Source organism: Corallococcus aberystwythensis (assembly GCF_003612165.1).
Taxonomy (GTDB): Bacteria; Myxococcota; Myxococcia; order Myxococcales; family Myxococcaceae; genus Corallococcus; species Corallococcus aberystwythensis.
Genome location: NZ_RAWK01000134.1, coordinates 14,746 through 27,647 on the forward strand (window position 1 = coordinate 14,746; position 12,902 = coordinate 27,647).

The 12,902-nt window shown below is 69.0% G+C and carries 12 protein-coding genes; 6 read left to right on the forward strand and 6 right to left on the reverse strand.

Going from position 1 to position 12,902, the window contains the following annotated elements:
• Positions 1–73: 73 nt before the first annotated feature.
• The 4 genes from D7W81_RS22265 to D7W81_RS22280 all read left to right on the forward strand — a co-directional run bounded on the left by D7W81_RS22265 (position 74) and on the right by D7W81_RS22280 (position 3,599).
• Positions 74–751, forward strand: a complete 678-nt coding sequence (locus D7W81_RS22265; protein ID WP_120557412.1) for a MotA/TolQ/ExbB proton channel family protein — start codon at positions 74–76, stop codon at positions 749–751.
• Positions 752–850: 99 nt separating this feature from the next.
• Positions 851–1,264: an ExbD/TolR family protein gene (locus D7W81_RS22270; RefSeq protein WP_014394198.1), complete on the forward strand. Its 414-nt coding sequence runs from the start codon at positions 851–853 to the stop codon at positions 1,262–1,264.
• A complete protein-coding gene (locus D7W81_RS22275) occupies positions 1,264–1,776 on the forward strand; it encodes an ExbD/TolR family protein (protein ID WP_120557413.1) in 513 nt (170 codons plus the stop codon). The genes D7W81_RS22270 and D7W81_RS22275 overlap by 1 nt, the downstream gene beginning before the upstream one ends.
• Positions 1,777–2,003: 227 nt before the next feature.
• Positions 2,004–3,599, forward strand: coding sequence for a YifB family Mg chelatase-like AAA ATPase (locus tag D7W81_RS22280; protein WP_120557414.1), 1,596 nt, complete (start codon positions 2,004–2,006; stop codon positions 3,597–3,599).
• A gap of 9 nt (positions 3,600–3,608) precedes the next feature.
• On the opposite strand, the gene D7W81_RS22285 is transcribed toward D7W81_RS22280, so the two are convergent.
• Positions 3,609–4,958, reverse strand: a complete 1,350-nt coding sequence (locus D7W81_RS22285; RefSeq protein WP_120557415.1) for an NAD(P)/FAD-dependent oxidoreductase — start codon at positions 4,956–4,958, stop codon at positions 3,609–3,611.
• Between the two features lie 280 nt (positions 4,959–5,238).
• Between D7W81_RS22285 and recA the strand changes: the two genes are divergently transcribed.
• Positions 5,239–6,264: a recombinase RecA gene (gene recA, locus D7W81_RS22295; RefSeq protein WP_120557416.1), complete on the forward strand. Its 1,026-nt coding sequence runs from the start codon at positions 5,239–5,241 to the stop codon at positions 6,262–6,264.
• Here recA and D7W81_RS22300 read toward each other — a convergent pair.
• From D7W81_RS22300 to pssA, 4 genes are all read right to left on the reverse strand, one after another.
• Positions 6,261–6,770 carry a DUF1285 domain-containing protein gene (locus D7W81_RS22300; protein WP_208721408.1) on the reverse strand — a complete coding sequence of 170 codons (510 nt, stop codon included), beginning with the start codon at positions 6,768–6,770 and terminating at the stop codon, positions 6,261–6,263. The genes recA and D7W81_RS22300 overlap by 4 nt on opposite strands.
• Before the next feature lie 57 nt (positions 6,771–6,827).
• Positions 6,828–8,327, reverse strand: coding sequence for a hypothetical protein (locus D7W81_RS22305; RefSeq protein WP_120557418.1), 1,500 nt, complete (start codon positions 8,325–8,327; stop codon positions 6,828–6,830).
• On the reverse strand, positions 8,324–9,589 hold the full coding sequence (locus D7W81_RS22310; protein WP_120557419.1) for a CinA family nicotinamide mononucleotide deamidase-related protein: 1,266 nt from the start codon (positions 9,587–9,589) through the stop codon (positions 8,324–8,326). The genes D7W81_RS22305 and D7W81_RS22310 overlap by 4 nt, the downstream gene beginning before the upstream one ends.
• 69 nt (positions 9,590–9,658) lie before the next feature.
• Positions 9,659–10,516: a CDP-diacylglycerol--serine O-phosphatidyltransferase gene (gene pssA, locus D7W81_RS22315; RefSeq protein WP_120557420.1), complete on the reverse strand. Its 858-nt coding sequence runs from the start codon at positions 10,514–10,516 to the stop codon at positions 9,659–9,661.
• A gap of 116 nt (positions 10,517–10,632) precedes the next feature.
• Between pssA and D7W81_RS22320 the strand changes: the two genes are divergently transcribed.
• Positions 10,633–11,751, forward strand: coding sequence for an alpha/beta fold hydrolase (locus D7W81_RS22320; protein WP_120557421.1), 1,119 nt, complete (start codon positions 10,633–10,635; stop codon positions 11,749–11,751).
• On the opposite strand, the gene D7W81_RS42450 is transcribed toward D7W81_RS22320, so the two are convergent.
• Positions 11,742–12,902, reverse strand: a 1,161-nt coding sequence (locus D7W81_RS42450) for a hypothetical protein (RefSeq protein ID WP_158621652.1), incomplete at its 5' end; no start/stop codon positions are given. The two genes, D7W81_RS22320 and D7W81_RS42450, sit on opposite strands and share 10 nt — an antisense overlap.

A 12,902-nucleotide genomic window follows, 5' to 3' on the forward strand; every position in this document is an offset into this window, starting at 1 on the left:
CAAAGCAGGCAGTCCCGCTTGAGCAGTCCGCCGAACATCACCTCGCGCTCGTGAGGAGGAGCGCTCCACAGCCATGCAATTTACCCTGCTTGATATCTGGCACCACACGGGCCTCTTCGCCCGCATGATCATCTTCACCCTCGCCATCATGTCGGTGGCGTCGCTGGTCGTCATGGCGGAGCGGATCATCGTCTTCCGCAAGACCCGCTCGGACAGCCGCAACTTCGCCGCCAAGATGGGCGCCATCCTCGCGAAGGGCGACCTGACCACCGCGGCGAACACCAACCTGGGCAAGGACGTGGGCCACCTGGGCCGCGTGATCAACTCCGGCCTGACGGCGTACCGGATCACCCCGGGCAACAAGGACCTGGCGGTGGAGTCCGTGGCCCGCGCGCTGGAGCGCCAGGCGCAGCGCGAGGTGCAGAGCCTCAAGCGCGGCCTGGGCCTGCTGGCCACGGTGGGTTCGACGGCGCCGTTCGTGGGCCTGCTGGGCACCACGATGGGTATCGTGAACGCCTTCCAGCTCATGGCGGCCGCGGGTTCCGGTGGTCTGGCGACCATCTCCGCCGGTATCTCCGAGGCGCTCATCACCACGGCGTTCGGCCTCCTGGTGGCCATCCCCGCCGTGATGGCCTACAACTTCCTGCAGGGCTGGGTGGATGCCCGTTCCGTGGACATCTCCGAGTCCTCCAACGAGTTCCTGGACGTGGTGGCGCGGCACGTGGGCGGCGGTTCGTCGCACGCGGGTTAGTTCGAAGCCCCACCTGGGATAACCCACCCATGAGGGCGGTCCGGCTGAGAAGCCGCGCTGCTCCAGGGTGGGCTTCCCTTCCCGGAAACAGGTGCACGCATGGGAATGTCAGCAGGCCCCAAAGGGGGCATCAAGAGCGAGATCAACGTCACGCCCCTCGTGGACGTGGTGCTGGTGCTCCTCATCATCTTCATGGTCGTGACGCCCATGCTCCAGCGCGGCAAGTCCGTGGAGCTGCCCAAGGCCACGGAGATCGAGAAGGAAGGCAAGACGGACGCCGATCCGTTGATCCTCTCCATCACCCCGGACAAGAAGATGTTCGTGGAGAATGACGAGGTCGACGAGAAGGGTCTCCAGGAGAAGATCGCCGCGGAGCTGGTGAAGGATCCAGGCAAGAAGATCCTCCTGAAGGGCGACAACGCCCTGAACGTGGGTGACGTGCGCAAGGTGCTGGACACGGCCCGCAAGGCGAAGGCGAAGCAGATCGCCCTGGGTGTCGAGGAGAAGAAGTAATGTCCCGAGGACACAAGCAGCGTCAGTGGGTGAAGCCCGCGTCCGCGCCGAACTCGGAGATCAACGTCACGCCCCTGGTGGACGTGGTGTTGGTGCTCCTCATCATCTTCATGGTGGTGACGCCCCTCCTGGAGAAGGACATCCTCGTCCGGGTCCCGGAGACAGAGGTGGAGGAGGAGCAGCCGCCGGAGCCCGATGCCCAGCAGATCGTCGTGCAGGTGGACAAGGCCGGTGCCTACTCCATCAACACGGAGCAGATCCCCGCGGCGGAGTACGTCGCCCGCCTCAAGCGGATGTTGAACGCCAAGAAGCCGGACGAGAAGGTCGTCTTCTTCATGGCGGATGACGCGGCGAACTACGGCAAGCTCGTGGTGGCGCTCGATGGCGCCCGCGCCGCGGGTGCGAAGATCCTGGGCATGGCCACCGAGCTTCCCCCGAACGCGGTCATCCAGGGAACGGAGACCACGCCGGACGGTGCGCCGCCCGCGCCCCCTGCCCCGCCGACGCCCTGATCCACTCCTTCCGTCAGGGTTGACGCGCGGACACGCCGTCACTGATTTCATCCGAGGCCCGCTGGCGTTCCGACGCCAGCGGGCTTCTTCTTTTTGGCGCCCCATGTCCCCGCCCGGGACCCGGCGTCTGACGGCATGGATGGGCATGAAAGGCCATCCCAGTGGGCAGGGCCTCGGTACGCGCATTGCTCTTCCCCTGCCCGGTACGTGGTGGGGAGGGGATGACAATGCTGGCTCGGGTGCGGTCGGGGGCGTTGATGGGCATCGACGCGGTGGTGGTGGAGTGCGAGGTCGACATGGCGCTCGGCCTGCCCTACTTCAACGTCGTGGGGTTGCCGGAAGGGGCGGCGCGCGAGTCGAAGGTGCGGGTTGTCTCCGCGCTGAAGAACGCCGGGTTCGACCTTCCGCAGAAGCGGATCACCGTCAACCTGGCTCCCGCGGAGATCCGCAAGGAGGGGGCGGCCTTCGAGCTGCCCATCGCCCTGGGCGTCCTCGCCGCGGCGAGGCTGATGGAGGAGGAGCCGCTCGGGCGATACCTCTTTGGCGGAGAGCTGTCGCTGGACGGATCCGTCAAACCCATCAAGGGCGTGCTGCCCCTGGCCGTGGCGGCGCGGGATGGAGGCTATCGGGGGGTCATGGTGCCGGCCGCGAACGCGGCGGAGGCGGCGCTGGTGGAGGGGATCCAGGTGGTGCCGGTGGCCCACCTGCGCGAAGCGGTGGGGCACCTCACGGGGGAGGCGCCCCTCGCACCGCTGACTCGTTTGGGGACAGCGCCAGGGGCTCCTCGCAAGGAGGCCGCGGACATGGCCGACGTGCGCGGTCAGCCGGAGCTGAAGCTCGCATTGGAGCTGGCGGCGGCTGGCGGGCACAACCTCTTGATGGCCGGGCCCCCAGGTTCAGGCAAGACCATGCTGGCGCGGCGGCTGCCAAGCATCCTGCCGGAGATGACCTTCGACGAGGCGCTGGAGGTGACGAAGGTCTACTCCATCCAGGGGCTGCTAGGAGACGAGCAGGCGCTGGTGCGAGAGCGGCCGTTCCGCTCGCCCCACCACACGCTGTCCGACGCAGGGCTCGTGGGTGGAGGCCCCATGGCGCGTCCGGGAGAGCTGTCCCTGGCGCATCATGGAGTGCTGTTCCTCGATGAGCTTCCGGAGTTCCGGAAGAACGTCCTGGAGGTGCTGCGACAGCCCCTGGAAGAAGGGGTCATCCACCTGGCGCGGGCGACCCAGCACATCACCTATCCATGCCGCGTCATGCTGGTCGCGGCGATGAACCCCTGCCCTTGCGGCTATTTCAACGTCCCGGGGCACGCATGCACCTGCCACGAGCATCGCATCTTCGACTATCACACGCGCATCAGCGGACCTTTGATGGACCGCATCGACATCACCGTGCAGACGCGGCCGGTGGAGTACCACCAGCTCGCGGCGAAGACACCCGAGCAGCCAAGCCAGTACTACCGGCAGCGCGTGCAGGCCGCGCGCGAGCGGCAGCGCGTCCGCTTCCAGGACACGCCAGGCGTGCACTGCAACGCGCAGATGCCTCCACATCTGCTGCGCCGGTTCTGCATGCTGTCCTCGAAAGCGGAGAAGGCTCTGGAAACAGCGGTCCAGCAGTATGGTTTGTCAGCGCGGGCGCATGACCGCATCCTCAAGCTGGCGCTGACCCGCGCAGACCTGGAAGACCACGGACGTATCGAGGACGTCGACCTGCAACTCGCCGTCGACTGCCGGATGCTGGATCGCCGGGGCTGGCTGCATACCAACACCCAGGGGACCACGAGCGCGCCGCGCCGCCCTTCCCCTGCGTGGTCCGCGCCCTAGGCAACACCGTCAGGACCGCAGGTCCACGGGGGGCTTCGGGGCCTGGGTGAGGCGTTGGGTGTCAGGGGGCAAGGCCGTTGCGTCCCTCCGGGCATCCAGGCGGGGGGCGGGGCCCGTGATGATGCGCGCCGACCTGCCGAAGGTCAGGTACGAGTACGCCCAGTTGAGCAGCACGGCCAGCTTGCTTCGGAAGCCGATGAGGAAGGTGATGTGGATGAAGAGCCAGGCCAGCCAGGCGACGAAGCCGGACTGCTTCACGCGGCGGAAGGCCACCCCCACCGCATGGCCTCTGCCAATGACGGCGTAGGTTCCCCGGTCCCAGTAATGGAAGGGCTGCATGGGCTGGCCCTCGAGCTGGCGGCGGAGGTTGAGCACCGCGTGCTTGCCCTCCTGCATCGCCGCGGGTGCAACGCCAGGGACCGCGCTGCCATCCTCCTGCTTCACGAGCGCCAGGTCGCCTACGACGAAGATGTCGGGATGGCCGGGCACGGTGAGTTCGGGCGTCACCGGGACGCGGCCTGCCCTGTCCAGCGTCACGCCAAGCGAGCGGGCCACGGGCGAGGCCTCCACGCCGGCGGCCCAGAGCACCGTGCGAGCCGCCAGATGTTCGGCGCCCATGTCCACGCCCGCTGCGTCGATGTTCGTGACACGGGTACCCGTGCGGACCTCGACGCCGAGCTTCTCCAGTACCCGGCGGGCCTCGCCCGAAAGGTTCTCGGGATAGGTGGGGAGCACGCGGTCCATTCCCTCGATGAGGATGACGCGCGCATCCCGGGGGTCGATGTTCTGGAAGTCCCCCGACAATGAATTGCGGCTGATCTCCGCCAGCGCTCCCGCCAGCTCCACGCCCGTGGGGCCCGCGCCAATGATGGCGAACGTGAGCAGCGCGCGACGGCGTTCGGGGTCCGATTCGCGTTCAGCCTGCTCGAAGGCGAGCAGCACGCGGCGGCGGACCTCCAGGGCGTCCTCGACTGTCTTCAACCCCATCGAGTGGCGCGACCAGGCTTCGTTGCCGAAGTACGAATGCGTTGCCCCAGTGGCCACGATGAGGAAGTCGTACGCCAGCTCGCCGTCGGCCAGGAGGACGTGCTTGCGCGCGGTGTCCACGCCAGTCACTTCCGCGAGCAGCACCTGGACGTGATTGCGTCCGAGCATCGCCCGGAGCGGCGCGGCGATGTCGCTGGGGCTGAGCGTCGCCGTAGCCACCTGGTACAGCAGGGGCTGGAAGAGGTGGTGGTTGTGACGGTCCACCATCGTGACGCGAACCCCTGCCTTTCGCAGGTACCGGGCCGCGTAGAGGCCGCCGAAGCCGCCTCCCAGGATGACCACATGGGGAAGGTTCTCACGGGTCGTATTCACGAGAGGAAATGTCACGCCGCCGCACCGGGCTTTCAACGCAAAGCCTTCCATCCCATCAAGCTGGCTATCACGTCCCCTCGTGTCTGCTTATGCGGATACACCCCCACCTTGCACCTTCTCAGCACACGGGAGACAGCCACGCCGCTCCGGCAGTTCGGACGGGCCGTGCAGACCTGGACGCCCTTGCAGGACCGTCTCCCCGGAAGCCCGCGCGGCATGACCGTTGCTCTGCCCACCGCCGAGGCATCCAGCCCGCAGGGCGGCGAGGGAGTCAGACGAGATGAGCAGGCTGACGGAGAAGTTGAAGGCAGTGGCGGCGGCGGTGGCGTCCATCGAGAAGCAGTTCGGCCGGGGCGCGGTGATGACGCTCGGCGCGGACGCACCGGAGCAGAAGGTGGCGGTCATTCCCACGGGGTCGGTGGGATTGGACCGGGCGCTGGGCGTGGGGGGCTATCCGCGAGGGCGCGTGGTCGAGCTGTTCGGCAACGAGTCTTCCGGAAAGACGACGCTCACCCTGCATGCCATTGCCCAGGTGCAGGCCGTCGGAGGCGTCGCGGCCTTCATCGACGCGGAGCATGCGCTGGACCTGTCCTATGCGCGCAAGCTGGGGGTGCGCACCGAGGAGCTGCTCGTGGCGCAGCCGGACACCGGGGAGCAGGCACTGGAGATCACCGAACAGCTCGTGCGCTCAGGCGCCGTGGACCTCATCGTGGTGGACTCGGTGGCGGCGCTGGTGCCCCGTGCGGAAATCGAAGGGGAGATGGGCGACGCGCACATGGGCGTCCAGGCGCGGCTGATGAGCCAGGCGCTGCGGAAGCTCACCGGAGCCGTGAGCCGTTCCGGCACCTGCATCATCTTCATCAATCAGATCCGCATGAAGATTGGCGTGATGTTCGGCAATCCGGAGACGACGACGGGTGGCAACGCGCTGAAGTTCTATTCATCGGTGCGGATGGAGATCCGCCGCACGGGCAACCTCAAGGAGGGCGACGCGGTGGTGGGCTCACGCGCCCGCGTGAAGGTGGTGAAGAACAAGATGGCGCCCCCGTTCCAGGAAGCGGAGTTCGACGTGCTCTACGGCACCGGCATCCACCGCGCCGCGGAGGTGCTGGACCTGGCCGTGAGCGCGGGCGTGGTGGAGAAGTCGGGCAGCCACTTCAGCCTGCGGGGTGAACGCATTGGCCAGGGCCGCGAGCGGGCGTGCGAGTGGCTGCGGGAGCACCCGGGCGTCCTGGACGCCCTTGCCCGGGACCTGGTGGGCGCCACCGCGCCTTCCGTGTCGCCCGCATCCGCCGAGGCGGCCTAGGTCGCGGCCTGGAGTGCATCCAGCGAGAGGGGGACCTCCCATTGGCGTTGGCCCGCGCGCAGCACCAGGTGCCCTTGGGGGCCCTCTTCCAGCAGTTCACCGAACTGGTACTGCGCATCGCGAGAGAAGCGGGCCTTCGCCCTGCCCTGCTTCACGCGGCAGGTGAGGACGCCATCTGGGGTGAGCTGGAGCGATTCCAGGTCCAGGGCCTCCGCCGTGCGGTCGCTCAGTCGCAGGGACACGTGCTCATCCGGGGTGACGTCCACGGTGCGCACTTCATAGGCCGCGTCCTCCACCTGGACGTAGCACCAGTCCTGGGCAATGCGGAGCTGGTAGCGCCCGTCATCATCCAGGACCAGCGAGGCGTTGAAGAGCTCGATGATTTTCGGATGCTCGATGGGCTCGTCGTCGTGCCACCAGCGCATCGCCGCATCCAGACGGATGCCGCTGTCCTCACGGGTGTGCCAACGCTTGCCTGGAGGGGGCTGACCGGGGGGAGGTTGCATGTCGCCCTTGATGTGCGGGTGAGGCCCGGCAGAATCAAGCCGCCGGGGTCCGGAGGCCTACCAGTTCCGAACGAACTCCGTGTAGCCACGGAAGGCCACGGCTCCCCAGAAGTTCACCAGCACGCCAAGCGCCAGCACCGCCACCACCGCGCGGTTGCGCAGCGACCATCCGCCAATGGCGAAGAGCAGCAACAGGTAGGGCGTGTAGTCCAAGCTGAACCGGAAGCCGAACTGCATGTACCCGGTGTTCTGGTAGAAAAGGCCCGGCAGCGCGCACACCGCCACGGTCAGCCACAAGGGCCAGTGCAGACGGGGACGCGTGCGGGGGACCAGCAGGAACACCAGCAAGGGCAGCGTGAGCAGCAGCGTCAGCCCATGCGGGTCGTACGACAACCGCGGCGGAGACAGCGACACCTGGGGCAGCTTGAGGAAAGCGGCCTGGAGGTTGCGCGACAGGTACTCGAGGTTGAAGAGCCCGAAGCGGTCGATGTCGACGTTCACCCGGTTGTTGTAGAGGTACGAATGGCCGAACTCTCCCGGCTTGCCGAAGCGGTAGACGTTGTAGGCGGCCGCGAGGACTGCGAGGGGCGCGGCTCCCGCGCCGAAGAGCACGAGCTTGCGGAGGGCGGGCTTCCACGCGGTCGGGAGGGCCTTGAGCTGGGCCAGCCGGTCCGGGCCGGGGCAGAGCGCCTCCAGGACGAAGAAGAGGCCCGCGAACACCAGCGGTGTGCGGGTGAGCACGGCCATGGAGAAGAAAACGCCCGCGAGCACGGGACGCCGGGCCTTGGCGGCGTTGCGCACGTACAGACACGTGAGCGCCACGCCCATCACCTGCGCGCCGAACCAGACCTCGCCCCGGATGGCGCAGTAGAAGAACAACGTGCCGAAGGCGAGCACCAGCGACAGCACCACGTTGTCGTCGCGGTTGCGCTCTGTCTCCCCTTCCTGCGCGAGGAAGCGCAGCAGCGAATAGAAGAGCGCCACCGCGAGCGCGCCCACGAAGACGCCGAAGGACGTGTCGTTGAACTGGTAGCCGTGCAGCGCGACGAACGGAAGCATCACGACTGCGGGGAAGGATGGGAAGCTGACGAACCAGCGGTCATCCTGGAGCAGGCGTCCCTCGCACCGCACCTTGTGCCCATCCACCATCCGGACGCAGGCCCAGTCCTCCAGGTTGGGCAACACCCGCGGATCCACGTCGAGCCGTCCCTCCAGCCAGGACTGCGCCTGGTAGATGAAGTGCGGCGCGGCGCTCTGGCGGAGGAAGCGCTGTGAGCTGAAGCTGGACAGCACCGCGAACGCGACCAGGAACAGCATCACCTCCACCCGGTAGGCGGACAGCCACAGGCGCACCGCGTTCCGCACCGGATGCGCTCCTGCCCCCGGGGCAGACGTGGGCGGACTGGAGGAGTCCATCGCCGCGGTGGGGCTGGCGAGCGGCACGGAGGAATCAGGCGTGGCCGGGAGCGGCGCCTCCGGGATGGCGGGGGCCGGGGGCACCGTGGACGATGTTTCCGGGGCGGAAGGACGGGGACGCTTTGATTTGGAGCGACTCATGGCGACACGGGGGCGGTGAGCAGGTGCAACCTCAACATCTCCAGCACGTGGGACGCGGCGAACAGGCGGACCCGGTCCCGGTCACCCGCGAGCGAAATCCGTTCGCAGCGGGGCTGCATGCCGGGGCCGGCCAGCCCGCAGTAGACGGTGCCCACGGGATCCTCGGGCGTGCCGCCGCCGGGTCCCGCGTAGCCCGTGACGGACAGGCCAAACGTGGCGCCGCAGGCAGCGCGGACGCCCTCCGCCATGGCGAGCGCCGTCTGGGAGGACACGGCGCTGTGCTTCGCGAGGATGTCCGGGGACACGCCCACCCAGGCGGACTTCATCTTCTCCGAGTAGGCGACCGCGCCCCCGATGAAGACCTGACTGGAGCCCGGGACCGCCGTGAGCTCCTGCGCGACGAGGCCGCCCGTGCAGCTCTCCGCCACCGCCAGCGTGTGACCGGCGCGCGCCAGCAGGCCCAGGAGGACGGGAGCGTATTCGCTGTCATCCGCGCCATACACATGCGTGCCCAGCACCTGCCGGCATGCGGCCTCCGCGGCGGCGAGCGCGGCGTCGGCTTCCGCTTGCGAGGGGGCTTCCGCCATCAGCTTCAGGTGGTTCTCCGGCGCGTGCGTCCGGAAGCCGAACACCACCCGCGGATGATTGGGGGCCAGGGGCATCACGTGCTCGTTCAGCACGGATTCGGGCAGGCGCACCGTCCTCAGCAGGCGGAAGGCGCGGAACGTGCGGTGGGGCTCGGCGGCGAGCCAGGTCCGCACGCGCGGCAGCACCTCTCCGTCCACGAGGGCCCTGTATTCGCGCGGGACGCCTGGCAGGAAGAACAGGTGGGCGCGGCCCAGTTGCTGGATGACCAGCGGTGCCGAGCCCTGGGGATTGCGCACCGGCTCGGTGCCCGCGGGGATGCGCGCCATGCGCAGGGCGCCCGGATTCATGGCCATGCCCCGTGCGGCGTAGCGCTCCTTCAACCAGCCGAGCACCCGCGCATCCTCTTGCATGGACACGCCCGCGGCGGCGGCGGCGCACTCCAGCGTGAAGTCGTCGGACGTGGGCCCCAGGCCCCCCGAGACGATGACCACGTCCGCGCGCGCCGAGGCCTCCAGCAGCGCGCCCGTGATGTCCGGACGCACGTCTCCCACCAGCGTCACCCGTGCGACCTTCACACCCAGGTCGAAGAGGCGGGCTTCCAGGTAGGTGCTGTTGGTGTCCGTGATGAGGCCGGTGACGAGCTCGTCACCGGTGCACAGCAGCTCGACGCGCATGGGCCGGGCATCCTAGCGGCCCCGGGCCGGGAGGGCACGGTCCGCGTCCTGGCTCTCGCGCCCGGCGGCTCAGAGGAACGCGGGACCGTCGTCCGTGGTGCCGTTGGGCTCGGAGTCCTCGTCGTCGTCCTCGTCGAGCCCGGCAGCCACCGCCACCGCCGCGACAGCGCCGACCTTGCGCGACGCCAGCCGGCTGCGGACCGAGAACGCGGACTCCACCAGCCCCATCAGCAGGTACGCGAAGAAGTACGTCACCAGCACCCAGGCCGGGTGGAACCGCTGGGCGATGAACGCGCCGGTGAGCGCCATGGCCATGAACACGAGCGCCGACTTCCGGCTGGGGCGCGCATCCTTGAAGGTGCGGTAGCGCACCGTGGACACCATCAGCAGCGACAGGGCCCCCACCGCCACCGCCACCGGCAGGCGCGCGCCGTCATGGAGCGCCTCACCCTGGCTGGCAACGTGGTGGGAGATGATGAGCGAGACGAGCACGCCGGCCGCCAGCGGAATGGGGAGCCCCACGAAGAAGCCACCGCCACCGCCGTGCGGGTTGCGCATGGCGAGCACGTTGAAGCGCGCCAGCCGCATGGCGCCGCAGGCCATGAACGCGAAGGAGATGAACAGGCCCCAGAAGCCCATGGGGGCCAACGCCCACTTGTAGACGAGGAGCGCCGGCGCCGCGCCGAAGGACATGACGTCCGCGAGGCTGTCGAGTTGCATGCCGAAGTCGCTCTGCGTCTTCGTCAGGCGGGCCACCCGTCCGTCGAACCCGTCGAAGAACATGGCGAAGAGGATGGCCAGGGCCGCCTGGTACAGCTGCACCGGTTCTGCCTCACCCGAGCACAAGGTGATGGCGTAGAAGCCACAGAAGATGGAAGTGACGGTGAAGAGGTTCGGGAGCACGAACATCAGTTTCCGCAGCTTCATCGTTCCCTCGACTTCCCCAGTTGGTCGGCTGCCCATGTGGCAGAAACGGCGAGGGAACGGACCTTAGCAGGGTTTTATTCGCGCCGGAGTCAGTCCCCGGTCGCATGGGAGGAGAAATGCCGTACGGGCAGTGGGCCCTGTGGGGATTGACCGCGGCGGCCGTCCTGCTGCTGGTGAATGTCGGGTGGGTCCTGCTCGTGCGGCGGTGGTACCGCCTCAGGGGGCCCCTTCCCGAGATGCTGCGCGTGCGCTGCGCGGATGGGTGGGAGCTGACCGTGCACGCCCGGCGGGCGCCGGTGCGCCGCTTCGCCGAGCCCGTCCTGCTGTGCCACGGGCTGGCGGCCAACCGCTTCACCTTCGACTTCGAGCCACCCTACTCCGTGGCCCACTACCTCACCGAAGCGGGCTTCGATTGCTTCAGCGTGGAGTGGCGCGGCACAGGGCACTCGCAGCGCCCGCCTCGCGGCCGGCGGCCCACGGACTTCACCGTCGACGACCACATCCAGCACGACGGGCCGGCGCTGCTGGAGCTGGCGCTGAAGGAGACCGGCGCGAAGCAGGCCTTCTGGCTGGGCCACTCCCTGGGCGGACTGGTGGGGTACGGAGTGGCGCAGGGCCCCGACGGCGGGAAGCTGGCGGGCCTGCTCGAGTTGGGCGCGCCGGTGTACCTCAAGTCAGAGCCGTTCCTGCGGACGCTCATCTCGCTGGGCGTGCGCGCCGCGTGGCCCGGGAGCATCCGGCAGGCGTGGATGAGCGCCAGCATGGCCCCCTTCCTGGGCTACCTCGCGCTGCCCCTGTCGGACATCGTCGTGAATCCCCGGCACGTCCCGCCGCGCGTCATGCGGCAGTTGTCCGTCAACATGATGGCGGCGATGAGCCGCAAGGTGCTGCTCCAGTTCCAGGACTGGATCTCCCACGACGCGTTCCGTTCCTACGACCGCAAGACGGACTGGCGCGCGGGCATCGCGAAGCTCCAGTTGCCCGTGCTGGTGATGGGCGGCAGCGCGGACCGCCTGGCCACCGCGGCCAACGTGGAGGCGCAGTACGCGCTGCTCACGTCCCCGGACCGCACGCTGCACGTCTTCGGCCGGGACCGTGGGGACAAGATGGACTACGGCCACGGCGACCTCATCTTCGGCACCGGCGCGCCGATGGAGGTCTACCCCGTCATCCGCGAGTGGCTGGAACAGCGGGCCACGCCCCTGCCCCCTACGCCCGCGCCTGCTCAGGGCTGACGCGTGGGGGCGCGTGGACTGGCGTCGAGCTGGACGCAGGGGGAGCGCAGCCCGCGCGTGGTGCTCGCGTCGATATGGCGGAGGTGGACGCGTGTCTGGCCCTCGCAGTCGGTGGAGACCAGCTCGCCGCGCGCGTCCTTCGCGGTGAGGTCCTCCACGTGCAGCTGGCCCTCTTCAATGGCCACCAGGACGGAGCCGGGGGTGTCGCGCACGTCGACGTTCCTGGACTCCAGGGTCGCGTGCGTGTCCACCGCCAACGCGGCGAGTCCGCACCCCGAGAGCCGGGCGTTCCGGAGTGCCGCGTGCGCCCGCTGTGTCGCCAGCACGCAGGTGCCCTTCGCCCCCTCGACGGTCACGGTGTCGACGTCCGCTTCCACCTGGCGCAGGTGGAGCCCGTCCCCCGCGATGCCATCCTCGGTGCTCACGCCCGTGATGACGCCCTCCCGCAGGCGCACCCGCCCCTGCACCGCCATCACGCCGTATTCCCGCGAGCCCTCCAGGCGGAAGCGCCGCACCTCCAGGTCCGAGGCGGTGAGCTGCAGCGCCCCGTAGTTGCCCGCGTCCTTCACGGTCACGTCCTCCAGCAGGCCGGTCGTCGCCGTGAGCCCCAGGCCCGCGCGCGAGGCGCTCGTCGAGGTGAAGCCCCGCACCGACAACCGGGTCTGGAGCGCCGTCACGCCGTACTCGTGGCCCTGGACCCGCACGTCCACCAGCGTGAGCGTGCCCTCCACCATGGAGAACGCCGTGCCTGTTCCCCCGGAGACCTGGGCCCGTTCGACCTTCGCCACGCCGCCATCCTGGCTCAGCGCCATCCGGGGGCCCTGGAAGTCCACCCCCTCCAGGAGGACCGTGGCCCCACCCCGGGCCCGAACCGCGCGGTCGTAGGCCCCCACGAACGCACTGTCCCGGAGGATCAGGGACGGGGCGGGGCCCCCTCCCGTTCCCTCCTCCACGAGCACGCCCACCGGCGCCTGGTGGCCCGCGCCTGCCTCGAATCGCAGGCCCCTGCCTTCGAGCGAACCGGCTCTCAGCTGGATCACTCCCCGGGCCTGGTTCCGGAAGGTCACGGCGTGGACCCGCACCGGCCCCCGGGCTTCGAGCCCCCAGCTCCCTCCCTCCACCGACAGGGCCTCCAGGGCGGTGTCCCCTGG